General features: G+C 62.1%; 25 protein-coding genes and 1 tRNA gene. 12 read left to right on the plus strand and 14 right to left on the minus strand.

The features are described 5' to 3' along the window. Positions 1–14: 14 nt before the first annotated feature. From pdxH to MRY75_RS13400, 6 genes are all read left to right on the plus strand, one after another. A complete protein-coding gene (gene pdxH, locus MRY75_RS13375) occupies positions 15–620 on the plus strand; it encodes a pyridoxamine 5'-phosphate oxidase (protein WP_292308510.1) in 606 nt (201 codons plus the stop codon). 95 nt (positions 621–715) lie between these two features. Beyond that, the gene (locus tag MRY75_RS13380; protein ID WP_292308511.1) at positions 716–1,255 is read left to right on the plus strand and encodes a cold-shock protein; all 540 of its coding nucleotides are present in this window, start codon (positions 716–718) and stop codon (positions 1,253–1,255) included. Next, entirely contained in the window at positions 1,234–1,710 is a 477-nt protein-coding gene (locus MRY75_RS13385) for a DUF192 domain-containing protein (protein WP_292308512.1), read from the plus strand. The genes MRY75_RS13380 and MRY75_RS13385 overlap by 22 nt, the downstream gene beginning before the upstream one ends. 58 nt (positions 1,711–1,768) lie before the next feature. Further along, positions 1,769–1,845 (plus strand) — tRNA-Pro (locus MRY75_RS13390). Between the two features lie 519 nt (positions 1,846–2,364). Then, complete coding sequence (locus MRY75_RS13395) at positions 2,365–6,036, plus strand: vitamin B12-dependent ribonucleotide reductase (RefSeq protein ID WP_292308513.1); 3,672 nt, start codon at positions 2,365–2,367, stop codon at positions 6,034–6,036. Continuing rightward, complete coding sequence (locus MRY75_RS13400) at positions 6,036–6,287, plus strand: hypothetical protein (RefSeq protein WP_292308514.1); 252 nt, start codon at positions 6,036–6,038, stop codon at positions 6,285–6,287. The genes MRY75_RS13395 and MRY75_RS13400 overlap by 1 nt, the downstream gene beginning before the upstream one ends. Positions 6,288–6,529: 242 nt before the next feature. Here MRY75_RS13400 and MRY75_RS13405 read toward each other — a convergent pair whose 3' ends face one another. Then, positions 6,530–7,216: an RNA polymerase sigma factor gene (locus tag MRY75_RS13405; protein WP_292308515.1), complete on the minus strand. Its 687-nt coding sequence runs from the start codon at positions 7,214–7,216 to the stop codon at positions 6,530–6,532. Here MRY75_RS13405 and MRY75_RS13410 point away from each other — a divergent pair. Then, positions 7,215–7,466: a hypothetical protein gene (locus tag MRY75_RS13410; RefSeq protein ID WP_292308516.1), complete on the plus strand. Its 252-nt coding sequence runs from the start codon at positions 7,215–7,217 to the stop codon at positions 7,464–7,466. The genes MRY75_RS13405 and MRY75_RS13410 overlap by 2 nt on opposite strands. Positions 7,467–7,552: 86 nt before the next feature. Here the strand turns inward: MRY75_RS13410 and MRY75_RS13415 are convergent, their stop codons facing one another. Continuing rightward, complete coding sequence (locus MRY75_RS13415) at positions 7,553–10,753, minus strand: 2Fe-2S iron-sulfur cluster-binding protein (RefSeq protein WP_292308517.1); 3,201 nt, start codon at positions 10,751–10,753, stop codon at positions 7,553–7,555. Between the two features lie 56 nt (positions 10,754–10,809). Next, the gene (locus MRY75_RS13420) at positions 10,810–11,475 is read right to left on the minus strand and encodes an HTH domain-containing protein (protein ID WP_292308518.1); all 666 of its coding nucleotides are present in this window, start codon (positions 11,473–11,475) and stop codon (positions 10,810–10,812) included. A gap of 174 nt (positions 11,476–11,649) precedes the next feature. Here MRY75_RS13420 and MRY75_RS13425 point away from each other — a divergent pair, with 174 nt between their 5' ends. Genes MRY75_RS13425 through MRY75_RS13440 form a run of 4 tightly spaced genes read left to right on the plus strand, consistent with a single transcriptional unit; the run spans position 11,650 to position 14,127 of the window. After that, positions 11,650–11,874, plus strand: coding sequence for a twin-arginine translocase TatA/TatE family subunit (locus MRY75_RS13425; protein ID WP_292308519.1), 225 nt, complete (start codon positions 11,650–11,652; stop codon positions 11,872–11,874). Positions 11,875–11,880: 6 nt separating this feature from the next. Beyond that, positions 11,881–12,333, plus strand: a complete 453-nt coding sequence (tatB, locus tag MRY75_RS13430) for a Sec-independent protein translocase protein TatB (protein WP_292308520.1) — start codon at positions 11,881–11,883, stop codon at positions 12,331–12,333. Between the two features lies 1 nt (position 12,334). Beyond that, the gene (locus MRY75_RS13435) at positions 12,335–13,288 is read left to right on the plus strand and encodes a twin-arginine translocase subunit TatC (RefSeq protein WP_292308521.1); all 954 of its coding nucleotides are present in this window, start codon (positions 12,335–12,337) and stop codon (positions 13,286–13,288) included. Continuing rightward, positions 13,285–14,127, plus strand: a complete 843-nt coding sequence (locus tag MRY75_RS13440; protein ID WP_292308522.1) for an ATP-binding protein — start codon at positions 13,285–13,287, stop codon at positions 14,125–14,127. The genes MRY75_RS13435 and MRY75_RS13440 overlap by 4 nt, the downstream gene beginning before the upstream one ends. Positions 14,128–14,404: 277 nt before the next feature. Here the strand turns inward: MRY75_RS13440 and MRY75_RS13445 are convergent, their stop codons facing one another. The 4 genes from MRY75_RS13445 to MRY75_RS13460 are packed head-to-tail and all read right to left on the minus strand — an operon-like array spanning position 14,405 to position 17,406. After that, complete coding sequence (locus tag MRY75_RS13445) at positions 14,405–15,490, minus strand: methyltetrahydrofolate cobalamin methyltransferase (protein ID WP_292308523.1); 1,086 nt, start codon at positions 15,488–15,490, stop codon at positions 14,405–14,407. Further along, positions 15,487–16,146, minus strand: a complete 660-nt coding sequence (locus MRY75_RS13450) for an HAD family phosphatase (RefSeq protein WP_292308524.1) — start codon at positions 16,144–16,146, stop codon at positions 15,487–15,489. The genes MRY75_RS13445 and MRY75_RS13450 overlap by 4 nt, the downstream gene beginning before the upstream one ends. Positions 16,147–16,155: 9 nt before the next feature. Further along, entirely contained in the window at positions 16,156–17,082 is a 927-nt protein-coding gene (locus tag MRY75_RS13455; RefSeq protein ID WP_292308525.1) for a methylenetetrahydrofolate reductase, read from the minus strand. 27 nt (positions 17,083–17,109) lie between these two features. Further along, the gene (locus tag MRY75_RS13460; protein WP_292308526.1) at positions 17,110–17,406 is read right to left on the minus strand and encodes a virulence factor; all 297 of its coding nucleotides are present in this window, start codon (positions 17,404–17,406) and stop codon (positions 17,110–17,112) included. Between the two features lie 266 nt (positions 17,407–17,672). On the opposite strand from MRY75_RS13460, the gene MRY75_RS13465 reads away from it, so the two are divergent. Continuing rightward, positions 17,673–18,785, plus strand: a complete 1,113-nt coding sequence (locus MRY75_RS13465; RefSeq protein WP_292308527.1) for a Ppx/GppA phosphatase family protein — start codon at positions 17,673–17,675, stop codon at positions 18,783–18,785. 6 nt (positions 18,786–18,791) lie between these two features. Here MRY75_RS13465 and aroQ read toward each other — a convergent pair whose 3' ends face one another. The 7 genes from aroQ to MRY75_RS13500 form a co-directional block, all read right to left on the minus strand. After that, positions 18,792–19,229 (minus strand): type II 3-dehydroquinate dehydratase, encoded by a 438-nt coding sequence (gene aroQ, locus MRY75_RS13470; protein WP_292308528.1) that lies wholly within the window; start codon positions 19,227–19,229, stop codon positions 18,792–18,794. A 72-nt stretch (positions 19,230–19,301) separates the two neighbouring features. After that, entirely contained in the window at positions 19,302–21,401 is a 2,100-nt protein-coding gene (locus MRY75_RS13475) for a molybdopterin cofactor-binding domain-containing protein (protein WP_292308529.1), read from the minus strand. Then, positions 21,398–21,853: a (2Fe-2S)-binding protein gene (locus MRY75_RS13480; protein ID WP_292308530.1), complete on the minus strand. Its 456-nt coding sequence runs from the start codon at positions 21,851–21,853 to the stop codon at positions 21,398–21,400. Before MRY75_RS13480 ends, MRY75_RS13475 begins: the two co-directional genes overlap by 4 nt. Beyond that, complete coding sequence (locus MRY75_RS13485; RefSeq protein ID WP_292308531.1) at positions 21,850–22,329, minus strand: OsmC family protein; 480 nt, start codon at positions 22,327–22,329, stop codon at positions 21,850–21,852. Before MRY75_RS13485 ends, MRY75_RS13480 begins: the two co-directional genes overlap by 4 nt. Then, complete coding sequence (locus MRY75_RS13490; protein ID WP_292308532.1) at positions 22,326–23,585, minus strand: hypothetical protein; 1,260 nt, start codon at positions 23,583–23,585, stop codon at positions 22,326–22,328. Before MRY75_RS13490 ends, MRY75_RS13485 begins: the two co-directional genes overlap by 4 nt. Beyond that, positions 23,582–25,096: a tripartite tricarboxylate transporter permease gene (locus MRY75_RS13495; protein WP_292308533.1), complete on the minus strand. Its 1,515-nt coding sequence runs from the start codon at positions 25,094–25,096 to the stop codon at positions 23,582–23,584. Before MRY75_RS13495 ends, MRY75_RS13490 begins: the two co-directional genes overlap by 4 nt. After that, positions 25,089–25,601 (minus strand): tripartite tricarboxylate transporter TctB family protein, encoded by a 513-nt coding sequence (locus MRY75_RS13500; protein WP_292308534.1) that lies wholly within the window; start codon positions 25,599–25,601, stop codon positions 25,089–25,091. Before MRY75_RS13500 ends, MRY75_RS13495 begins: the two co-directional genes overlap by 8 nt. Between the last annotated feature and the right edge of the window lie 25 nt (positions 25,602–25,626).

Genomic DNA, 25,626 nt, shown 5'->3' on the forward strand with positions numbered 1-25,626 from the left:
AACTGGAGGTTACTATGAGTGATCGCTCTGGAATTTTTGCAGGAGATGATCCGTTCGACATCGCGCGCCGCTGGCTGACAGAAGCCGAAGCGTCGGAACTCAACGACCCCAATGCCATCGCGCTGTCGACGGTGGATGCTGACGGCATGCCCAATGTGCGGATGGTGCTGCTCAAGGAAATCGAGGCGGACGCGTTCGTTTTCTACACGAACTATGACAGCGTGAAGGGGCAGGAGATTTCCGCCTCCGGCAAAGCGGCTTTTGTGCTTCATTGGAAATCCTTGCGGCGTCAGATCCGGGTGCGTGGCACCGTGACCCGCGAAGACGGCGAACAGGCGGACGAGTATTACACGTCACGGTCGCTCAAGAGTCGCCTCGGCGCATGGGCGTCACGCCAGTCGCAGCCTCTGGGATCCCGCACCGAGTTGATGGCCGAAGTGGCCCAGCTTACTGCAAAACTTGGAACAAATCCCCCGCGTCCGGCGTTTTGGGGGGGATTCCGCATTCATCCGACCGAGATCGAATTTTGGGCAGATGGGGCGTTTCGTCTTCATGACCGGTTTCGCTGGACGAAGTCGGATGAAAAAATAACATGGGAAATCAGTAGGTTGAACCCTTGACATTCACGTCACGTGAAATGCGGGGATGAAATTCCCACTTTTTTTCTTATACTTGCAACTAAGGTTGGGGCACCGCACACTGTGGTGGGAATTTGATGTTGGAAAGAGTCGTGGAACAGTCACAACAGCCTGGCGCGCGCGTTGCGGGCCAAGTGAAGTGGTTTGACCCAGCCAAAGGTTTCGGCTTCCTCGTTTCAGACGAGGGAGGGCCTGATATCTTGCTGCATGCAAACGTACTTCGCAATTACGGCCAAGGTTCCGTCGCAGACGGAGCGCGTATCGAAGTCGTGGTTCAAACCACCACACGCGGCCTTCAGGCCGTCGAAGTCTTGAATATCACGCCGCCTGAACAGTCCGGCATTGCACCTCTGGAGGATTTCAGCGGTGTTTCGGCGGAAGAACTGGCGGCCGCACCGCTTGAGCCTGCACGGGTCAAGTGGTTCGACAAGGCCAAGGGATTCGGATTTGCCAATGTGTATGGCCGGTCCGAGGACATCTTTATCCATGTCGAGGTCTTGCGCCGTTCCGGCCTTTCGGATTTGTTTCCGGGCGAGGCGTTGGCGTTGCGCTCGATCCAGAGCAGCCGCGGGCGCATGGCGGTCGAGGTACTCCCATGGGAAAGTGGTCTGTCCTAAGCGGTTTTCTCGCGATTGTGGCATCGACAGCTGCAGCCGATCCGGCCTGCAGCGATGATGTCGTGTTCCTGCGGGGCGATTGGGGGAGCGCGCGGTTTTCGGTCGAGGTCGTGGACACGCCCGAGTCGCGCGGACGCGGTTTGATGTTCGTGGAAAGTATGCCGACGATGAGCGGCATGCTTTTTGTTTATGACCGCGAACAATCCGTGTCGTTCTGGATGAAGAACACGCTGATCCCGCTCGATATGCTCTTTGCCGATGGCAGCGGCGTCGTGCAGCGCGTGCATGAGAACGCGGTGCCGGGGGACCTCACGTCCATTCCTGGCGGCTCAAACATCCAGTTCGTGCTGGAAATCAATGGCGGCATGGCCGATCGGTTGGGTATCGACGTCGGCACGCAGATGCGTCATCCTGCGATTCTGGACGAGATTGCAAGCTGGGCCTGCGCGTCCTGACGCGGCTGGAAAAAACCGCTTTCCAATCCTGCCGACGGTCGGTAAACGACGCGCAAGTCGGGGCGTAGCGCAGCCTGGTAGCGCGACGGTTTTGGGTACCGTAGGTCGCAAGTTCGAATCTTGCCGTCCCGACCAATCTTCATTCCGATACCATTGCTCCGTCATATCGCGGCGATCCGGGCCTGCACGGGTTGTGCGTGTCCTGCTGGCCACAAGGCGTCCCCGATCCGAGATTCGGGACGGTGCACCCCATCTGCGCCACAGCGTGCCGCGGAGGGTTCAAGCGGGGTCCGAATGCCTGTGGATAACTTTCTGTGCGGACAGGATTTTTTATCCCTTCACTTATCCACAGACCTTTCCCGGGATCATCCACAGCTGAATCACCACCCATTGTGTTCGCGGTGCCGGTCAACCCAAAATCTATGTCCAAATCTGCAAAAAACGTATTGACGACTCCGTGATGTTCCCGTCAATTTGTGCGGGTCGGCTCGGGGAACCACAACATATAGTGTCAGGGTCGACAACAGGGACGGGAACACCGGTTAACAGCTTTTGAGGCGCTTTCCTGCGTGCATGCCACGCGGGGCCGGAATGCTCGTGCCTGTCGCGGCCTTGCAAGGGCCATGGCGTAGTCACAAAAAACGGACCGGTGCGATGAAAATCGAAAGAAAATTTACGAAATCTGGGCAGGACGCATATGCAGGGATCGAGTTTGTCTCGACCACCTCTGAAATCCGGAATCCTGACGGGTCCGTGGTTTTCAAACTCGACAATGTCGAAGTGCCGGCCAGCTGGAGCCAGGTCGCCAGCGATGTCATCGCACAGAAATATTTCCGCAAGGCGGGTGTCCCGGTTGCCCTGAAGAAGGTCAAGGAAAAGGACGTACCCAGCTTCCTGTGGCGCTCCGTACCAGAGGCCGACGACACGCCGCGCACCGGCGAAGTGTCCTCCAAGCAGGTGTTCGACCGTCTGGCAGGGGCCTGGGCCTATTGGGGCTGGAAGGGCGGTTATTTCACAACCGAGGAAGACGCGCAGGCCTATTACGACGAGATGCGCTTCATGCTGGCCACGCAGAAGGCCGCTCCGAACAGCCCGCAATGGTTCAACACCGGTCTGCACTGGGCCTACGGCATCGACGGGCCAAGCCAGGGCCACTTCTATGTCGACTACAAGACAGGCGAACTGACCAAGTCCTCCTCGGCCTACGAACACCCGCAGCCCCATGCGTGCTTCATCCAGTCCGTGGCAGACGATCTGGTGGGCGATGGTGGCATCATGGACCTCTGGGTCCGCGAGGCGCGTCTTTTCAAATATGGCTCGGGCACCGGAACCAACTTCTCCTCGCTCCGCGCCGCGAATGAGCCGCTTTCGGGCGGTGGCAAGTCCTCGGGCCTCATGGGCTTCCTCAAGATCGGTGACCGCGCAGCCGGTGCGATCAAATCCGGCGGCACCACGCGCCGTGCGGCCAAGATGGTGATCTGCGATGCCGACCATCCGGACATCGAGGAATTCATCAATTGGAAGGTCAAGGAAGAGCAGAAGGTCGCCAGCATCGTCGCAGGCTCCAAGATGCACGAGAAGATGCTCAACGGGATCTTCAAGGCAATCGGCGCATGGGACGGGCTGGAAGAAGACGCCTATGACCCCAAGAAAAACAATGCCTTGAAGGACGCAATTCGCGCGGCCAAAGGCGTCATGATCCCCGAGACCTACATCAAGCGCGTGCTGGATTACGCGCGGCAGGGCTATGCGTCGATCGAATTCCCGACCTACGACACCGATTGGGACTCTGAAGCCTACGCATCCGTGTCGGGCCAGAACTCGAACAACTCGATCCGCGTGACCAATGCTTTCCTACAGGCGGTCAAGGATGACGCAGACTGGGAACTGCTCCGCCGCACCGATGGCAGCGTCGCCAAGACGATCAAGGCCCGCAAGCTGTGGGAAGATGTGGGCCACGCTGCCTGGGCCTGCGCCGATCCGGGCATCCAGTTCCACGACACCGTGAACGAATGGCACACCTGCCCGGCGGATGGCGAGATTCGCGGCTCCAACCCGTGTTCGGAATACATGTTCCTCGACGACACGGCCTGTAACCTCGCGTCGATGAACCTGCTGACCTTCCTCAAGGACGGGGTGTTCCAGTCCGAGGATTACACGCACGCCGTCCGCCTCTGGACGCTGACGCTGGAAATCTCGGTGATGATGGCGCAGTTCCCATCCAAAGAAATCGCGCAGCGGTCCTATGACTTCCGCACGCTGGGTCTGGGCTATGCCAATATCGGCGGCCTGCTGATGAATCTCGGCTACAGCTATGACAGCGACGAAGGCCGCGCGCTGTGTGGTGCGCTGACCGCCATCATGACCGGTGTGTCCTATGCGACATCCGCGGAAATCGCCGGAGAGCTGGGGGCCTTCCCGGGCTACAAGAAGAACGCCGATCACATGCTCCGCGTGATCCGCAACCACCGCAATGCCGCCTATGGCGCGACGGATGGGTATGAAGGCCTGTCGGTCAAGCCGGTTCCGCTCGATCACGCCAACTGCCCGGACAGCACTCTGGTCGATCTGGCGATGGCAAGCTGGGACGAGGCGCTGCGCCTTGGTGAAAAGCACGGCTACCGCAACGCGCAAGCGACGGTGATCGCGCCCACAGGCACCATCGGTCTGGTCATGGATTGCGACACCACAGGCATCGAGCCGGACTTTGCGCTGGTGAAGTTCAAGAAACTCGCCGGTGGCGGGTACTTCAAGATCATCAACCAGTCGGTCCCGGCGGCCTTGGAAAAGCTGGGCTACGGCTCTGCGCAGATCGAAGAGATCGTGTCCTACGCCGTGGGCCACGGCACCATCGGCAACGCGCCCGGTATCAACCACACCTCGCTGGCAGGCCACGGCTTTGGCCCGGCACAGCTCGAAAAGGTGGACAAGGCGCTGGCTTCGGCTTTCGACATCCGTTTCGTGTTCAACCAGTGGACGCTGGGCGAAGAGTTCTGCCGCGAAGTGCTGGGCATCCCGGCGGATAAGCTGAACGATCCGACCTTCGACCTGCTGCGTCACCTCGGGTACACCAAGGCGGAGATCGACGCCGCCAACGACCATGTCTGCGGGACAATGACGCTGGAAGGCGCGCCGCACCTGAAGGTTGAACACTACCCGGTCTTCGATTGCGCCAACCCCTGCGGCAAGAAAGGCAAGCGCTTCCTGTCGGTGCAAAGCCACATCACCATGATGGCGGCGGCACAAAGCTTCATCTCGGGTGCGATCTCCAAGACGATCAACATGCCGAATGACGCCACCATCGAGGACTGCCAGAAAGCCTACGAGCTGAGCTGGTCGCTGGGCACCAAGGCCAACGCGCTCTATCGCGACGGCTCCAAACTGTCCCAACCCTTGGCGGCGGCGCTGGTCGAGGACGACGACGAGGCGGCAGAGGTGCTCGAATCCGGCTCGCCGCAGGAAAAGGCACAGGTGCTGGCCGAGAAGATCGTCGAGAAGGTGGTCATCAAGGAGATCATCAAGTCCCAGCGCACCAAGATGCCGGAGCGCCGCAAGGGCTACACCCAGAAGGCCATCGTCGGCGGGCACAAGGTCTACCTGCGCACCGGCGAATACGAAGACGGCTCCCTTGGCGAGATCTTCATCGACATGCACAAGGAAGGCGCAGGCTTCCGGGCCATGATGAACAACTTCGCCATCGCGGTGTCGGTTGGTCTCCAGTATGGCGTGCCGCTCGAAGAGTTCGTCGATGCCTTCACCTTCACCAAGTTCGAACCGGCGGGCATGGTGCAGGGCAATGACAGCATCAAGAACGCGACCTCGATCCTCGACTACATCTTCCGGGAACTCGCTGTCAGCTATCTCGACCGCACCGATCTGGCCCATGTGAAACCCGAAGGCGCAACCTTCGACGATCTGGGCCGGGGCGAGGAAGAGGGCGTGTCCAACGTCAAGGAACTCTCCGAAACCGCAGCCTCCCGCTCGCTCGAAGTGCTCAAGCAGATCAGCTCCACCGGCTACCTGCGCAAGCGCCTGCCGCAGGAACTGATCGTGCTGCAGGGCGGCCAGACCGGGGCCGTGGCCTTTGGCGGCGGAGTGGATGCGGTGACGGCGCTCAACACGCTGGTGCCGGAGACCGGCGGCGTGGCGACAGCCGTGGCTACAGCCAAGTCCAGCGCGTCGGTGCCCGCCATGACGGCGGTCACACGAGCCAAGATGCAGGGCTACGAAGGCGAGGCCTGCGGCGATTGCGGCAACTACACGCTGGTGCGCAACGGCACCTGCATGAAGTGCAACACCTGTGGCGCCACGAGCGGGTGTAGCTGATGGAAGAGTTTGTTGAATTCCACATCGGCAAAGCAAGGTGCTGCGTAGATAAGGCAAAGGCGAAAAATGGTGTCGTTTTTGTTCCCTACGGCTTCCTGAATAGACACCGAGCAAACCGCGGCGAACTAAAGTGTTATCACGAAGGTCATGAACTAACGGCTTGTTTTTTCGAGAGTGATTATCTTGATCCTAAACACAAGAGCAGCCTCAAGTATCTTGCAAAGATCGCGACGGGTTTCGAACTGAACTAATCGCCAATTTTCAACCAGTCACGAGGCGGGTGCGCCCGCCTCTGACGCGCGTCGGGCCGCAGGCAAGATTATTCCGAGCGGTGTACAACTTGAGAGCTTGACGAGCGAAACTTCAAAGGGGGCCTCTGCGGCCCCCTTTTTTTGTTATTGAGCGCAAAGGGCTGACCCCGACCGCGGGTGGGTGTGTAGCCCCCGCCCGTGGGGGCGGTCGGGGGCGGCCCGACGTGCCGTCGGGCGAAAGATCAAAACACCGACGCAATCCCCGCGACCTCCCGCAGGCGCGCACGGGCGCGGGCGAGCCGGGACATGATTGTCCCCACGGGCACGTCCATCTCCTCGGCCAGTTCAGAGGGCGTGACCCCCTCGAACGCCACCCGCCGCAACAAGGCGCGGTCCGGGGCGGGCAGGTGATCCAGATGCGCCAGCACCTCGGAACAGAGACAGGCCAGCGCCGCGTCACCGACCTGGGGTTCAGCGCCGTCGTCCAGCGGCGCTTCACGCGCCAGCCGCCGCGACCGCGCGACGGCGGCATGGCGCAGCGCGGTCATCATGTAGGGCAAGGGGCGCGCGATGCGTGCGCCCAGAGCCTTGCGTTCCAGAAACGCCAGACAGACCTCGTGGCAGAGGTCTTCGGCATCCTGCGGGCTGCGCGTCAGGCGACGGGCGCGGGCGCGCAGGCGGGAAAGGTCATGCATATCCATGGCGCGCAGTATGACGGCGGGGAATTCCCCGGCCATCCCGGGGGTTTCCGCCGATGGCGGAACGCAGCGCAATTTGCGCGGTGGTTTGCGCAGCCGATGGGCGGGTTTGGGCAGGTCTGCGCCACGGCGGGACGGGGCCGGGATGCGGGGGCGCGTTTGCCCCTCATACCCCGTGAAGGCCGCAGGACGCGGCGCTTCATCACCAAGGACCAAATTGGAGACCAACATGACACTGACACTGACCCGACTGATCGCCGCTGGCCTCGTCACGCTGCCTGTGGCCGCCTTCGCCGCCGATTACATGGCCGCAGATGCCAATCAGGATGGGATGCTGTCCTATGAAGAGGTGCAGGCCATCCTGCCCGAAGTCACGACGGACACGTTCATGGCGGTGGATGCCGATGGGGACGGCCTGATCAATGCGGATGAACTGGCGGTGGCGCAGACCGAAGGTCTGATGCCCGAAGCCGACAGTTAAAGCCATCTGGCTGCGCCCCCTTTCGCGGCGGGCGCAGCCAAACTCTTCGAAGAGTTTGGCGAAATCCTTTGAAGGATTTCAACTGCTTACAATTCGATCGTGATCTCTCCATCCGGCTCGGCCGCGCGCGACTGGCAGAGGATGATCGTGTCCTGCCGTTGCGCCTTGGACAGCACGAAATCCCGATGCTCGACCGCGCCTGACAGAACCCGCGCCTTGCACACCCCGCAAATCCCGTCCGAGCATTTCACGTCCACCGCCACACCATTGGCGTTGAGAACATCCGTCGCCGTCTGATCCGCCGGCACATGAAAGCTGCGCCCGTCGCTGAGTTTGAGCGTGAACGGGTGGTTTTCATACTCCGGCAGTTCCGGTACAGCGAAGTATTCCAGATGCCTTGCCTCGTCCGGAAATCCTTTGCGCTCAGCGGTTTGCATCACGGCGTTCATGTAAAGATCAGGCCCGCAGGTGTAGATGTGCTGACCCTCCGCATAGTCGGGGATCAGAGCCTCCAGATCGGCGCGGGTGTTCTCATTGCTGACATGGATATGGACCTTGTCGGCCCAGGGCACGCGGGCCAGATCGTGCAGATACCCGGCCTCGGCGCGCGTTTTCAGCGAATAATGCAGCGCAAAGGGCCGCCCCAGCGCGTGCAGCCGATGCGCCATGGCGATCATCGGGGTGACGCCAATGCCGCCCCCCAACAGCCATGTGAAGCTCGCGTCCTCGACCAGCGGGAAATGGTTGATGGGGTTCGACACGAAGACCCGTCGCCCTTCGGCAAAGATCCGGTGCAACAGGGCAGAGCCACCGCGCCCCTGATCCTCGCGCAGCACGCCGATCTGGTAGACCGACCGATCCGCCGGATCGCCCGACATGGAGTATTGCCGCAGGAACTCCGGTGCCACCACCAGATCAAGATGCGCGCCGGCGCTCCATTCCGGCAGGTCATGCCCGTCGACATGGCGGAATTCGTATTTGGTCACAGAGGCCGACATCTTCTCGACCTTGCTCACCACGACCGGAACCACGGGGCTGTCGGATGCGTCCTTGGGGCGGTGCAGATGAGAGGTGTCGCCCTTGGCCAGCCGCTGCTTGTGCTCCTTGGCGCTGACCATTTTGGTATAGGCCTCGATCCCCGCCTCACGGTCCATCGGATCCGGATAGGGGTAGGGATGCGGGGCGAGTGGGGCCGGGTAGACGGCTAGCGTCTGGTCCTCGTATTTCAGGTCGAGGTCCTTTTGCAGATCGCGCGCATTGACCGGGTGGGTGGTGGGCGCGTAGCTGCCGTTGTCCTGCAACTCCAGGTCCCACCACCATTTTTTCACCGGGTTCAACCCGCCACGCCCCGCCGCGTCGTCCAGTTTGGCCAGCAGAGGTGCAGCCTTGGGCAGGTTCATCGCCGCCCAGCGGAACGGCTTTTCGGCGAACAGCCCTTCGAGGTTCCACGGGCAGGTCTTCATGCAGCGCCCACACATTGCGCCACCTTCGGTGGTGATGCGGTAGGTGGCACATTTCTGGCTGTCCGATTTCCAGATCTCGTATCCGTTGAACATGAGCTTCGGCCCGGCGGTGATCGCCCCCGACGGGCATTCGCGGGCGCATTTGTTGCAGCTTTCGCAGAAGCTCTGCAGACCGAAGTCTATGGGTTTATCATGCGCGAGCGGCATGTCCGTCGTCACGACGCCGGATTTGAGGCGCGGCCCAAGGAAGGGATTGAGGATGACCTCACCAATCCGGCTGACCTCGCCCAGACCAGAGAGCAGGAGGAGCGGGGGTTGGAGCACTTCGCCATCGAGCACCGTATGCGCCTTGGCGCTGTAGCCCAGATTGCGGATCTGTTTGGCGAGCACGCCGCCCAGCAGGGAAAACCGCAGATAGGCGCGCATGGATTGCGCCACGCTGATCCAGTCGTCGCCGGATGCGCCGTCCATGGTCGCGTAGCCCTGGTCGATGATGATGCTGATCGCCTGATCATGGGGTGGGTCGATGGGGTCCCCGCGCGCGTCGTGGCTGTACCACGTCCAGTCCGGGCAGCGGCTGATGCCAAGTGCGTCGACGCCCAGCCAATAGCCTGCTGCCTTGATAGCATTGGCATTGCTTTGCGCATCTTCCGGGCGCGTGCCATTTTCAGGGGGCCCGTCCTGCAACAACACAAAGGCGCCGAGCATCCGCCGCTGCGCCGACGAGGGGGCCGCCTTGCGCGCGTAATACCCGCCCTTTGCGCCATCCTGCAGTTTCTTGCCCATGTCACCGAACTGCGCGCGGGCGAACATGTCAGTGCGTTTCGGCACGCGGGGCACGTTGGCTTCGTCGATATAGGTGGTGGGCAAATCGACGCGCTTCAGCGTTTCGAACGGGTGGGGTCCGTCAACGTAGCGTCGCGTCTCGTAGGGATCGCCATTGAGCGTCGACCGGACGGAGGTGGTGCCCAGTTTCCAGGCCAGACCATGGGTCTTTGACCGGGGCTGGTCCGCCGCAAGAGGGCGGTCATGGGTCAGGTCGAAATTGGTGGTGACGATGGCCACACCGAACCGGTCGCCCAACCACGGATTGCGGAGTGTGCCCTCGTCCACATGCGCCAGCCCCGCTGCCACGGTGCAGAGATTCAGATCGACATCCGTGCTGGTGGCTGTGTGCGCCTTGGCGTCCCATCCCAACAAGCGGATGTAATTCGCGATCACCACCGCGGTCTCCGTGGCCCGCAGGCAGGCGCGGTGGTGTTGGGCGTCCTTGATCCAGTCGCTGCCGGTTTCGCCGCGCCGGGGTGCGCGGAGGCTTTCATACAGGAACACCAGAACGGTGTGATGCCCGGCGATGGTGCTGGGCGGGGCGTCCATCGAGTCCTTGAGGTCGGCCATGATGAGGTCGATGCCCGACGCGAGTGTCTTGGTCTGGCGGGTCTTGAGGTCATGGGCGAGCCGGTCGATATCCGGGTTCAATCGGGGTTCCGGAAGCACCGCTTCAGGCAGCAGGGGGCCGATCCCGACCATGCTGGCGTCCGAGAAATAACAGAATGCTTTCAGGTGGTTGGCGCGTTCTGTTGCATCATTCGGACAGGCGGATTTCACCTTGTTCACGAACCCGTCGCGGATCGCGTCCATCATTGCCTGATACTCGCCCATGGCGTTGACGATTGAGGCCGGGTCCTCGGGGCGGTGAAAGCTCAGACCGGGATGGCGGGGGACGGTCGCCGGATCGGGCATCGGCCCACGTGCCGCCCGTTCGAGCGGAAACGGCCCCAGATGCACCGGCCGGTTTTTGTCGGAAAAGAACCGAACGCCCATGATGTCCTCCCTGTGCCGCCTCTCTGTGCGGTCCGACAGAGTGCACCACCAGACGCTCAGGACTGCAAGGTATGAAAATCCTTCAGTGTCTTGCCATGCTCGTCGACGAACAGGCCTGGCAGCGGAGACAGATCGGTCACGCGGTCCATCCGAAAGGTGGCAAAGCCGTCGTCGGTTTCGTCCCAGACGATGCAGGTCCAGATGCGGCCCCAATAGTCCAGATGCAGCGGACGCACGATATGGCCGCGGGCGTCACCATCGAGGGCGAGGCGCAGTTTCTGCCGCGCGCGGATCGCCCGGCGAAAGGCGGGCATGTGCCGAAACCCCTGTGCCGCTTCGGCAAAGGGATAGGTGGCAAAGCCGAACTTGCCGGAAGGGGCGCCCACATCTTCGGGCAGGACGGCGTCGATCTTGTCAGACAGCGCTTTAGCCGCCGTGGCCAGATCGGCACTTTCCGAAACGCCCACCGCCGCCAGACCGATATGCAAAGCTTCGAGCTCGGTCTGGGTCAGGTTGAGCGGGGGCAGGGTGATCATCGCCTGTGCCGTATATCCCGACCCGCGCGCGCCTTCGACGGGCACACCCGACGCCGCGAGGGTTTCCATGTCGCGGTAGATGGTCCGCACCGAGACGCCAAGATCCTGCGCCATGGCTTCGGCGGTGTGCAGACGACCATCCTTGAGTCGGTGCATCAGGGCATAGAGTCGATCGCTGCGTTTCATGGAAATCTCCGTGCTGCACTGCGCACATACTGACAAAAACCTGTCAACTGACAAGCTCTTGACAAAAACGGTCCGAAATGGCGTGTTTTCGCGCTTTCGTCGGGCGGCGCGAGTCATTACATAACCGCAATGGAATGCAACGCAGGCGGTCGCCTGCCGGTAAGGAGAGACTTCATGGGTATCGGAAATATCGGTTTGCCGGGCCTTCTGCTCATCGCCGTTGTGGTGCTGGTGCTGTTCGGTCGTGGCAAGATCTCGTCGCTGATGGGCGAAGTGGGCAAGGGCATTACCGCGTTCAAGAAGGGCGTGGATGAAGGCAAGCAGGAGCTTGAGGACCAGAAGGCGGAAAGCGCCAAGGACGTGACGCCGGACGAGGCGAAAGACAAGGACAAGGTCTAAAGCATCATGTTCGATCTTGGCTTTGCCGAGCTGTTGGTGATCGGGGTGGTGGCGTTGATCGTCGTCGGACCCAAGGATTTGCCCGTGCTCTTCCGGAAGGTGGGCAACTTCATGGGCAAGGCCCGTGGCATGGCGCGGGAATTCAGCCGCGCGATGAACGATGCGGCCGACGAAAGCGGCATGCGCGACGTTCAGAAGACGTTCAAATCCGCGACCAACCCGCTGGGCAGCGCAATGGACGGGGTGAAGGACGCGGCCAAATCAATGACCAGTGTCGATCCCTCGAGCAACACCGGCAAGCTGTCCGCAGAGCGCGAGGCCGCCAAGAAGAAGATCGAGGCCAGTGCCGCCCGTGCGGCCGCCGACCGCAAGAAGCGCGAGGCGGACGAGGCATTGAAAAAGGCCGAGGAAATGGAAGCGGCATTGAAAGCCGAGTCCAGCCCGGAGAAGGACGCCTGACATGAGCGCCAGCGACGACGAGCTTGAAGACAGCAGCGCTCCGCTGATCGAACATCTGGCAGAGCTGCGCACCCGACTGATCCGGTCCGTTCTTGCGCTGTTCGTCGGCATCTGCGTGCTGTTCGTGCCGATTCAAGGCGATTTCCTGGCCGAGCACGTGCTGCGCTTTCTGCTGGTGCCGATCGAGGAAACGCTCCGCGCGCTTGGGGACCCGGCGCCGACGCTGCAATATACCAGCCCGCAGGAATACCTGTTCGTGCTGTTCCGCATCGGGCTTGTCTTCGGCTTTGCCCTGGCCTTCCCGGTGATCGCGCACCAGATGTGGCGGTTCATTGCGCCCGGGCTCTACAAATCCGAAAAGTCGGCGTTTTTGCCGTTCATCATCGCCTCGCCCGTGATGTTCCTCGCCGGGGCCGCTTTTGCGCATTTCGTGGTGACGCCGCTTGCCATGGCGTTCTTCTTGGGCTTCACGGACGCGCCATCGCTGTTTGCGAACCTGCTGTCCGAGTCGGTGGACGTGGACCCCACAGCGGTGGTGCCCGCGACCAATGAAGGGTTGAAGATCACCTTCTTCGGCAAGGTGAACGAAAGCCTTCAGACCTCGCTTGTGTTCATCATGGCCTTTGGTCTCTGCTTCCAGTTGCCGGTTCTGCTGACGCTGATGGGCAAGGCCGGGCTTGTGTCGGCAGACGGTCTCGGCAGCGTGCGCAAATACGCGATGGTCGGCATTCTTGTGTTGGCCGCCTTGGTGACGCCGCCTGACGTGGTGACGCAGCTTATCCTCTTCACCGTGGTTTATGGGCTTTACGAGGTGTCGATCATTCTGGTCCGCCGGGTCGAGAAGAAACGCGAGAAGGAACTGAAGGCGCAGGGCCTCTGGTTCGAGGATGATCCCGCCGACGGCATGGATGACGACCCGCTGATGCGCGAATTCGACGAGGACGCGAAGAAGTGACGGACCCGATGGAGCGGATTGCCGCCGCGCTGGAGCGCCTTGCTCCGGCGCCGCAGCCGGCGCCGGATTTCGACGCGGCGGATGCGTTTGTCTGGCATGTGGACCCCGATCACCTGCAACCTGTGCCCAAGGTGAGCCGGGTTCCGGTGGACCTGCTCGTGGGTGTGGATCGCAGCCGGGATACGCTCCTGACCAACACGCGGCAGTTTGCGAAAGGACTGCCCGCGAACAACGCGCTCTTGTGGGGCGCGCGCGGCATGGGCAAGTCGAGTCTGGTGAAGGCGGTGCATGCCGCCGTGTTGGCCGAGGGTCTGCCAGTGAAGCTGGTGGAATTGCAGCGCGAGGATTTGCCAAGCGTGGCGCGGCTTCTGAACCTGCTTCGGGTGGCCGATCACCGTTTCCTGCTGTTTTGTGACGATCTGAGCTTCAGCCATGACGACCAGCATTACAAATCGCTGAAAGCGGTGCTGGATGGCGGGGTCGAAGGACGGCCGGACAACGTGGTGTTCTACGCCACATCGAACCGGCGGCACCTGATGCCTCGGGACATGATCGAGAACGAGCGGTCGTCGGCGATCAACCCGTCCGAGGCAGTCGAGGAAAAGGTGTCGCTGTCGGACCGGTTCGGTCTGTGGTTGGGCTTCCATCCGTGCAATCAGGACGATTATCTTGCGATGATCCGGGGTTATTGCGACGCATATGGCGTCGAGATTGACGACGCGACGTTGCGTGCGGAAGCCATCGAATGGCAGGCGACGCGCGGTGCGCGGTCGGGCCGGGTGGCGTGGCAGTATTTCACCGATCTGGCGGGACGGCGTGGAGTTGCGTTGTCGGCGTGACATGAGACGCTGAACCGTCTGCTGACCAGCCCATGGGCCTGCGGCCCAGAATTTTATGGGCGGGGCTCAGAATCTTCGTACGAAGATTCTGAATCGGCAAGCTGAACAAATCGTTAAACCTGATCAAAAGATGTCCGAGCGGCAATGAAGCTGTTCACGTGCCGCAAACGCGACATGGTGCAAATCCAACACCCCTCATCCCCGTTTCAGATGACGGACAAGTCCACACAAAAAAGCCGCGCCCAATCTCAGAGCGCGGCTGTTTTTGCATCGGCACTCAGGCGCGGCGGCGGCGACCACCTCCGGCGCGGCCGTCACGGCCCCGGCCTTCCTGACCGGCTTTTGGCGGCTGACGGTTGAACGCGATCCAGGCGCCACCGCCTTCGTCATTGTTGGTGAGGAAGTTGGCTGCGCGGATGGCCTCCATCTCCTTGCCCGGACGCGGCTTGGTCGAACCGAGGCCGAAAAGCACGCAGAAGGTCTCGTCGTCCATGTCGTCCGGCAGAACGATCCCTGCGGCGGCCACCTCGGCGCGCTTTTCGGCGATCTTGGTGGCCCCAACGGGCAGAGCGACCGGGTTCATGATCGCCGAGGTCATGCCCGCACCCATGGCCATCGGCAGGAAGGCGTTGTTGATGCCGTGACGGTTCGGCAGGCCGAAGCTGATGTTCGACGCGCCGCAGGTGGTGTTCACGCCCAGTTCCTCGCGCAGACGTCGGACGAGGGTGAAGACCTGCAGGCCAGCGGTGCCCATCGCGCCGATCGGCATGACAAGCGGGTCAACCACGATGTCATGCGCGGGAATGCCGAAATCGGCAGCGCGTTCGACGATCTTTTTCGCCACGGCAAAGCGCACATCGGGGTCTTCGCTGATGCCGGTGTCGTCGTTCGAGATCGCCACCACCGGCACGTTGTATTTCTTCACAAGCGGCAGCACCATCTCGAGGCGCTCTTCCTCACCGGTGACAGAATTCAACAGCGGGCGGCCTTCGGCGGCGGCCAGACCGTTCTCCAGCGCGCCGGGAACGGACGAGTCGATGCAGAGCGGGCAATCGGTGACGGCCTGGACGCGTTCCACCAGTTCCTTCATCAGGGTCGGTTCGACAAAGTTGTTGTCGGCATAACGCGGATCTTCGGCCATCTTGTTCGAGAATACGGCGCCGGAGTTGATGTCGAGAATGTTGGCGCCCGCCGCAACCTGCGCCAGCGCATCGGCTTCGACCCGGCTGAAATCGCCGCGCTCTAGTTCCTCGTTAAGGATCTTGCGGCCTGTCGGATTGATCCGCTCACCGATGACGCAGAACGGCTGGTCGAACCCGATGATGGCGGTTTTGGTCTTGGACTCGACGATGGTGCGGGTCATGCGGCTACTCCTTCAATGCGGGCCAGAATGCCTGGCAACGCGGGGTCTGTGAAATCCTCAATGGTCATCTGCGCACCGACGGCACGCAGGTCTGCGTCGCTCAGGGCAGAGCGGACACCGATGCTGTAAGCCCCGGAAGCTGCGGCGGCGCGCATGCCGGAGGGGCTGTCTTCGAACGCGATGCAAGCGCGCGGGTTTTCGCCCAGAGCCTCCATCGCCGTCAGGTAGGGAAGCGGATGCGGCTTGCCGTGGGCACATTCCTCACCTATCACGATCACCTCGAACCGGTCGCGCAACCCGATGGCGCCCAGCATGGCTTCGGCGTTGAGGCGCATGGCATTTGTCACGACCGCCATCTGCCAGCCTCGCGCTTCGGCATGGTCGAGAAAAGCCTCGACACCCGGTGTGGCGGGGTATGGTGCGGGCAGGCGGTCGCGAAACTGCGCTTCCTTCCATTCGCTGAGGCCCTGCGGATCGGGCTCGTCCGGCAGGTGCTCCGCAAAGACGTCGACGTTCAGACGGCCATGCACCTGATCTATGTAAAACCCTTCCGGCGTTGGCAGTCCGCGGGACTGCCAAAGTTCGGTGAACACGGCTTCATGGATCGGATCCGAGTTCAGCATCGTGCCGTCGAGATCAAAGAGCAGGGCCGGCATCAGGTCGGTTCAGCTCGCGGCTGCGGGCGCGGTTGCGGCACCCCCGTTTTCGATGGCCCAGGTGGCGTTGGTCTTGATCCCACCCAGCGGGAAGAAATGCACCTGTTCGATGTTGAACTCGGGGTTCCTGGCCTTGTGCGCGGCAAGCTTGGTCAGCACGTCGGTCGGCTCGTAGGGCAGGAGCAGTTTGGACACGTCCATCGCGCGCTTCTGCAGAACCTTGAGCGACGGGCCGACACCGCAGGCGATCGCGAACTTGATCAGGGTCTGCAGCTTGGCCGGACCGGCAATGCCGATATGGACGGGCAGTTTGATGCCGGCGGCAGACAGGTCGTCGACCCATTTGATGATCGGATCGGCGTCAAAGGCGAACTGGGTGGCCAGCGCCATCTTGGCATCAGTGCGCTCCGAGAACGCCTGCTTCCAGCGCAGCGCGTCTTCGACGTTCTTCATGCCGCCATTCGGGTCGATATCCTTGTTGCCTTCCGGGTGACCCGCAACGTGCAGACGCTTGAACCCCGCCTTGTCGAACAGACCGGTTTCCATCAGCTGCATGGAGCTGTGAAAGTCACCCTGCGGCTGGTTCACGCCACCGGCAAGCAGGAGCGCCTGATCGACACCTGCTTCGCCCTGGTAGCGCGCGATCCAGTCGGCCAGCGTGGCTTCGTCCTTGATGATGCGCGCGGGGAAGTGCGGCATGACCGGGAATCCTTCGGAGGCGACGCGCTTTGCTGTTGCGACCATGTCCTCGATCGGCGTGCCCTCGATATGGGCGATGTAGACGCGGGTGCCGGGGGCCAGCAGGTCGCGGAAATTCTCGACCTTCTCGGCGGTGCGCGGCATGACCTCGATGGAATAGCCCTTGAGGAACGCTTCCATCTCGGGGGTGGCGCCGGTTTCGACGGTCTCGCGCTTGCGGAAATTCAACAATGCCATGATGGCCTCCCTCAGGGTCATGGGGGCTTACGCCCAGCCTTCGTTATCAATCAGCGCCTTGAGGCGCTCCTTGTCGTATTCCGCATCAATGCGGGCCGCTTCGGCGGCGCAGACCTCGTCTGCTTCGCCGTCGAGCGGGTAGGGGTCGGCCTTGCGCCATTCGGCCAGATAGCTGTCCGTATCCGACGCGCCGATCTTCATCGCGGCACGGTCGATGGCCTGCTCGAAGCGTTCAGGCAATTGTGCCTTTGCGCCGCGACGGCCTTTGCCCACGATCACCTGTGCCGGGATATCCCGCCAGTAGACAATTGTGACATCCGGCATGTCCGTGATTCCTTTGTTCCGCTTGCGCCTAAGTAGTTTACGCCATTCGCGACATAAGGGCGAATTTCGACTTGTCCGCTTCCGTCTGCGACCCGCGCGAACAATAGGGCAGGTCGCTGGCGAAGGCGATGGCCCCGCAGGTTCAAATTTCTCAGGCTTTGCATGAAGTGGCTTCATAACGGGCGTCTGCCGCATCACGAAACTTGCGCCGTTTGCAAACCGGGCTTAGGGTTGAGGTAACTTACATATTCGGAAGGCGCGAAATCATGGCGCCAAAGCGTCCCAAAGGTGCGGGCGCATTCCCGAAACCGGTAGAGAGCCCCGCGCCGTCACGGCCCGATCCATCCGAGCTTTATGCCGCGCTGGATTTGGGCACAAACAGTTGTCGCATGTTGATTGCCCAACCCAAGGGCAACCAATTCCACGTGGTCGACAGCTTTTCCAAATCGGTCCAGCTTGGGGCCGGACTCGAGAAATCGGGCCGGCTCAGTCGCGCGTCGATGAACCGGACCATTGCCGCACTGCGGGTGTGCCAGCAGAAAATCCGTCGGCACGAAGTGACACGCATGCGGCTGGTGGCGACCGAAGCGTGCCGCCGCGCGCACAATGCGCGGGATTTCATCCGCCAAGTCAAACGCGAGACCGGGTTGACCCTCGAGATCATCCAGCCCGAGGAAGAAGCGCGGCTCGCGGTCATTTCCTGCGCGCCTCTGGTCAGCACCAAGACCGAGCAGTTGCTGGTGGTGGATATCGGCGGCGGCTCGACCGAGCTGGTCTGGATCGACCTGACGGCGGTGCCACCGTTCGAGCGCCCGCGTGCCATCATGCGCCTGCATGCCGGGTTCCACACCAAGGACAGCCCGTTTCCCGCGGCCCGTGTGGTGGACTGGATCAGTGTCCCCTTGGGGGTCGCGACGCTGCGCGATCAGTTCTCGGATGTGGAAAGCGACAGCGCCCGCTACGCTCTGATGAGCTGGTATTTCGAGGAGAACCTGGCCGAGTTCGCCCCCTACAAGGACGAGCAGGCGCGCGAGGGATTCCAGATCGTCGGCACCAGCGGCACGGTGACGACCGTGGCCGCCAGCCATCTGGGTCTCAAACGCTATGACCGGACCAAGGTGGACGGGCTGCGCATGACCTCGGACCAGATCGAAAAGGTGATCTCGGGCTATCTGCAGCTGGGTCCCGAAGGACGCCGGGCAGACCCGCGCATCGGGCTGGACCGTCAGGCGCTGATCATGTCGGGGGCAGCGATCCTTCAGGCGCTTTTGCGCTGCTGGCCGACCGACCGGCTGTCCGTGGCGGACCGGGGACTGCGCGAAGGCTTGCTTTACGCGCAGATGTCGGCGGATGGCGTGCTGGAGGACGGCCCGTTCTAGGAGGGGTCAGCCCAGAAGGCTGATCACCCGGCGCAGCGCCAGTTCATATCCTTCGATCCCGAACCCGGCGAGGACACCTTCTGCGCGAGCAGACACATAGGAGTGATGCCTGAACGCCTCGCGTTTGTGCACGTTCGAGATGTGAACCTCGAACACCAGCCCGTCATAGGCCTGCAGCGCATCGAAGATCGCCACAGAGGTGTGGGTGAACGCGCCGGGATTGATGATGATCGCCTGCGCCTCGTCGCGGGCCTGGTGGATCCAGTCGATGATCTGACCTTCGTGGTTCGATTGCATCGACCTGACAGCAAACCCCGCCGGTTGGGCCAACGCCTCGCAGCGCTGCGCCACATCGTCGAGCGTGTCCGCGCCATAGATCGCGGGTTCCCGCTTGCCCAGAAGGTTCAGGTTCGGGCCATTGATCAGAAAGATGGTCTTGGACATGGGATGCTCCGTATCAGGTGCCTTAGCTGTGCCAGCTTGCCGGGTGGCGTGCAACCCGCCCCGTGGTCCGGCCTAGACGGACAATGCGGCCTGTGTGATGGCATCCGGTGTGAATGGCATCCGGCGCAGGCGCAGGCCGGTTGCGGCGAAGATGGCGTTCGCGATGGCGGCGACCGTGGGCCCGGGCGAGGCCTCGCCCGCTCCGACCGAGGGCTGTGCGGTGTCGTTCAGCAGCGTGATGTCGAAGACCGGCACATTGTCGAAGCGGATTACCGGGTAGCTGTCCCAATCGCGGGACGTGATGCCGTCGCGATCCCATGTCACCTGTTCATAGAGCGCCCAACTGGCCGCCTGCATAACCCCGCCTTCAAGCTGCGCCTTCAGGCCCTCCGGGTCGATCACGCGGCCCGCATCGGCCACCAGCGTCACACGGTCAAGCTTGACCTTGGCGGCGTCCGTCACCGTCAGATCGACGGCAAGCCCAACGCGGGTCATGGCGTTCTTGTACTGGGCATAGGCGATGCCGCGACCCATTCCTTCGGGCACGGGGAGGAGGCGGCGTTCCAACGCGTCCAGAACGGCAATGGCGCGGGTGTCGGTCAGGTGGGTGCGGCGGAATGTGATCGGATCGACACCCGCGCTGTGCGCGGCTACGTCCATCGTGCTTTCCAGCGCAAAGATGTTGGCGACCGCACCCAGGCAGCGCATCGCGGAGGTGCGGTGAGGCAGCCCTTGCACAAGGTTCTTCACCAGCCGCGTTTCGGCAATGTCGTAGATCGGATCGAGGTTCCGATGCATCCCGGCATGGTTCCCCATGTTCGGTGGGGCGACATAAGGGGCCATCGCGTCTGCCTGAAACCGGTTGGCCAGAAGCTTGGCCGGTCCCGCGCGGTTCGGGCCGGGGCGGGGGCGGCCACGATGGGTGTCGCTGTAAGCTTCGGCCGACAGGGCGGTGATCCGGCCATCGGTCAGTCTCGCGTCGACCTGAACCGCCATAGCCGGGGCGTATGGTTCCCATGCGTGTTCATCCTCGCGCGACCATTTGAGCAGGATCGGTGTTCCGGGATGCGCCATCGCAACCAGCGCGGACTCGAATGCGGCATCGTCGGCGCCGTTATGGCCGTAGCAGCCGGAGCCGGGAACATGGGTGATCTCGACCTGTTCGGGCGCAAGGCCAAGACTGTCGGCAATTGCTTCGCGCAGCGGGTAGATGCCCTGGCTGTGGCTTTTGATGATCAGGCGATCTCCGGTCCATTCCGCCAGTGCGGCGGAAGGGGCCAATGCGCCGTGCATCTGGTAGGGGCGTTCGAACCGGGAACTGATGTCGGGAGTGGGGTCGGGATCAGGAACCGGGGCGTTCTGCGGGGTGCCGTTCACGACCGGAAAGCGTTTGGCATTTTCGGGTATGAGCTGCGCGAAGACATCGATTTCGGGCAGTCCGCCTTCCGTGTCCCATGTGCAGGCAAGGCCCAGACTGGTCGCGGCTTTGACCACGTCCCATTCGCGTGGTCCCGCCACGGCAAGGAAACTGCCGTCGCGAAAGACGCGCAAGCCTTTGGCTTGCACCTTCTCAACCGCCGTCATGTCGATGTCCTGCAACTTTGCCTTCACATGCGGAGGGCTGACCCGGCGCGCCTGCCACATGCCGGGCAGGTCGAGATCGTGGACGTAGGTGAAGCGTCCCGTGACCATCTCGGTGATGCCGCGCATCGTGGCGGTGGCGCTGTCCTCTGGCACGTGCCGCGGAAGCGTGGTGTCTACGGGCAGATCGAGCGGCAGATCGCGGGCAAGGTCAGTGAGGGCAATGCGTTGGTTCGTGCCAGCACGCTGCACATAGCCGTCTACCAGGGACCAGTCGGCCAACGTGCCGCCATACTGGGCAACGGCGTTTTCAAGAAGATGCCTGCGCAGGGTCGCGGCGGCAGCGGCTACGGCGCGGCCTGACTGTTCGATCGAATTGCTGCCGGACGTGATCCCTTCATCGGGTGCGGCGCCTGTCCGCACCTCAGCGATCCTCAACTGGTCCAGGGGCAGCGCCAGTTCTTCCTGAACGATCCGCAAGAGCGCCGTCGAAATGCGCTGGCCGATGTCTACCTTGCCGCTGTGGATGACGAAGCCACCGGCAGATGGACTTAACCAATCTGAAACAAGGGGATACGCGTCGAGGCTCATGTTTTTGACGCCCGTTCTATGGCGGCGAGGACGCGTGGGTGTGATCCACAGCGGCACAGATGTGGCGTAAGCGCCGCCTTGGTCGTGTCGAGATCCGGCGCGGGGTTTTCCGACAGGAGCGCCGTCGCCGCGACGACGAGGCCAGAGGTGCAATAGCCGCATTGCGCGGCGGTCTCTTCGATGAACGCCTGTTGCACGCGTTGGCCTGTCTCGGTTTCAGCGATGCCTTCGATGGTAGTGATCTCTTTGCCGTCGAACGCCTCAACCGGTGTCACGCAGGACAGCGCAACCTTGCCATCGACCATCACCGCGCAAGCGCCGCATTGCTCCAACCCGCAGCCCAGTTTCGTGCCTTTGAGCTTCAGCTCATCCCGCAGGACATAAACCAGCGGGGTGTCCGGGTCTGACGTTATCTCGCGCTGTGTTCCGTTGATCGTCAGGCTCAGGCTCACGGGGTGACGCGCTCCCAAGTGATCTGCACGTCCACATCCGCCGATTTGAAGAGGTTCATCACCGGGCAGCGGTATTCGACGTTTCGGGTGAGCCGATCAAACCGGTCCTGCGGTTCGTCTGTGTGGACACGAATACGCAGTTTGACCCAATTGAAATAGGGGCGCACGCCCTGCACGCCGCGACTGCCGCGCTGGTCAACCTCGCCATCGGCCTCCATGTCGACGGCGGTGTAGGAAAACTGCATCGCCTCGGCGCAGCGGTTGATGATGACGCCCTCGCAGCCAAGCAGCGACGACAGCGTCATCTCCAAAGGTGTCGGCCCGGTGTTCGACTCTTTCTCATCCGTGATGACTACATGGTTGCGCACCATCATGACCGACCGGGTCGAGGCCTCGTTCCGGGCGCTCACGCGGCGGATGCCCAGCGCCTTGGTGTTGGGATCGACACTCGGGGGCAGAAGGTCATTGTCGCTCATAGGGTCATCTCCAGAATGTCGAGGCCCCGGTTGCGGTCGAGGACATAGATCAGGCCGTTATCGTCCACATCGACGTCGTTCGACTGCGGCGGTGCGCCGGTTGGGCCGGGTTTCATGAAATGCGCCACTTCGACGGGCAGGTGCGGGTCGGCCACGTCGAGCACGCGCAGACCGCCTGCGAACCACGTGGCATAGATCAGTGTGCTGTCCAGCTTTTCGCGGTATTGGTGCCCACCGAAACGCACACCGGCTTCACCCACCCAGGGGCAGACCCGTTCCGAGAGGTCCCACGCTGCGATGGGTTCCATGTTCTCCAGATCGGTCACGTCCATCACCCAGATGAACCCGTGCAAGCGGCCGGGTTTGTGGTCATGTTCCTCGTCAATGGCGATCGCATAGCGCCGTCCGTTGATCGTCTGTTCCAGCGGCATGACGGTGTGCGTTGGTTCCGGAATGCCCTTGGGAAACCGGTAGCTGCCCTTGAGCGTGGGCTTGGTGATGTCGCTGGCGTCCAGCACGCGAATGCCCGCATGCCAGACCGCCGCCCAAAGCTCGTCGCCGCAGCGCATCGCATGGTGCAGGCGGTGGCTGTAGCCGACACCCGTGGGGGTTTCGCCATTTGCCACATGCTGCCCCGGCATATGCCAGCGCGACACTTCGGTGGGGTTTGTCGGATCGGACAGATCGTAGATGACAAGGATGTTGCCGACATACCCTTCCATCTCGGTCGAGATATACGCGTAGTTGGCATCCATATCGAAGCGGTGCACGCCAAAGCCGTGGGTCTTGACGTAGGACAGCAGCTTGGGCTCGGCCTTGTTCGAGATGTCCCAAACGCGGAAGCCACCGCTGGTGTAACCGCGCGCCAAAGCCTCTTCCAGCACGGGAATGTCCGACGGTTTGACCGCAAGCCGTTCTGCGATCTGGTCGTCCGACAGCCCTTCGGCGCGCAGACCCGCGATCTTGTCGCCTTTGCGCAGGAAATGGCGGCGGTCCATTTCGACATTGGTGATCATCAGATCGCCGACCACCTTGACCTTGTGGGTGTGCGACCACTCGTCCGGCGGCGCAACGTGGGACACCACCTTGGGATGTGCAGGGTCGGACATGTCGATGATCGACGTGCCCATCGGGGGCTTCATATGGCCGACATAGGCATAGCCATCCCGCACCACCACTTCGCCGCCGCCTTCGATGTCCAGATGTCCCAGCCGCCGGATGTTGCGGGACAATTCATACGTGACTTCGCGTTTCATTCCGCAGGCACCTCGAGTTTGCGTTTGCGCCGCATGCTGAACACCATGGGCAGGATGATCGACAGGGCGAAGGCCACCCATAGGATGTTGCCCAACGTGGACGAGAATAGCACCATGATGTCGCCGTCCGATTTCTTGAGCGACCAGAGGAAGTACTTTTCCAGAAGCGGCCCAAGAATGACCCCGATCAGGATCGCAGCCACATGGTATCCTGTGCGCCGCGCGATGTAGCCCAGCACACCGAAGGCCAGCGCGAGGTACATGTCGAACATGTATTCGCGAGGAACAAAGCCACCCACCAGCGTGAAGCTGATGATCATCGGCGCAAGGTAGATCGTCGGGATCGTGGTCACGTGGCTCATGTAGCGCGACAGCGGCAGGATCGTCAGGAACATGAAGACGTAGCTGACCGCCATCGCCATGAACATGCCGTAGCCGACCTTGGGCTGGTTCTCGAACAGCGAGGGGCCAAAGCTCACCCCATGGAACTGCATCACGACAAGCATGATCGCCGCCGTTGCTCCGCCGGGGATGCCCAGCACCAGCAGCGGCACCAGCGTGCCCGAGGTCACGCCGTTGTTGGCGGATTCAGGCGCGATCAGGCCTTCCGGGTGGCCGGTGCCGTATTTCTCGGGCGTTTTGGAGAAGCTGCGCGATTGTTGGTAGGCCACGAAGCTCGCGATGGAGGCACCTGCACCCGGGATCACGCCGATCACCAGACCGATGATCGAGGTCCAGACGATATGCACCCAGCGTTTGAGCGCAATGGACACGCCTTCGAACGTGTCGTGCCAGTTGGGGGCCTTTGGTTCGCCGTCATGGTTCACGATGACGCGCTTTTCGATGATGACGAAGGCTTCGGAGACCGCAAAAAGGCCGACAAGGGCTGGGATCAGGGGCACCCCGTCGTAGAGTTCAAGGAACCCGAACGTGCCACGCGGTGTGGCATAGACCACATCGGTGCCGATGGAGCCGATCATCAGGCCCAAGAACCCGGCAATCAGCCCTTTGACCATGTCCTGCGCCGCGATCGACGCGATCAGGGAAATGCCGAACAGCATGACCACGATCATTTCGACCGAGTGCATGTAGAACCCGACCCGGGCGAGGATCGGCATGGCGGCAAGGGCGATGATGGTTGTCAGCAGACCGCCGATACAGGAGGCCACAAAGGAAATCGCCAGCGCCTGTTGGCCCTTGCCCTGCTTTGCCATCGGGTAGCCGTCAAGCGGTGTCGCTGCAGCCCCCGCCGTGCCGGGGATGTTGACAAGGATGGCCGGAATGCCCGCCCCCATGCGTGCGGCGCAATAAAGCGAGATCATGAACACGAGCCCGGATTGCAGGTCGAGCGCGAGGGTCAGCGGCATCAGGATGATGATCGTGTTCGCTGCCGAGAAACCGGGGATGCCGCCGACGATCAGGCCGAGGAAAATCGTCGGGATGATGATGTACCAGTAGCCGAGCGTTTCGAAGAACACTTCGGTCAGGATCGAGGCTGTGCTGCTATCCATTGGCCAGCACCGCCTTCATTGTGGTTTCGAACCAGCCGCGCGGGAAGCGTGTGTCGAAGGCCCAGATGAACACCGCCCACCCGGTCAGCGCCATCGCCGCCGAAATCATCGTGATGAACACCGCATTCTTGCCACGTGCGAGGATCAGCATGCTGACCGCCAGAAACAGGAAGGTGGTCAGGGTGAACCCCAGCGTGTCGATCAGGGCGACATAGCCGATTGTCGTGGCAAGAAGCCCGATCCGCCCGGTCCGGATGTCGTCCAGGGTGACAAGGTTTCCAAACCCCAGCGTGCCTTCACCGCGACCAAGCCAGACGGCGCAGCGGATGAAGAAGATCGCGCAGACAAGCAGCAGGATGCCTCCGATCAGGAAGGTGCTGACCTGCGCGGTCCACGGCGAATTCCAGATCGTCGAGAAGAAGTAGATCGTGAAGCCCACCGCAAGGATGGGGATGACAAGCTCTCCGCCGATCTGGCGCGGCGGTTTGTGATGCTCGGATGACATGGTGAGGGCGTCCTGTCTGCGGAGT

It is taken from the genome of Marivita sp., from assembly GCF_022763305.1.
Taxonomy (GTDB): domain Bacteria; phylum Pseudomonadota; class Alphaproteobacteria; order Rhodobacterales; family Rhodobacteraceae; genus Marivita.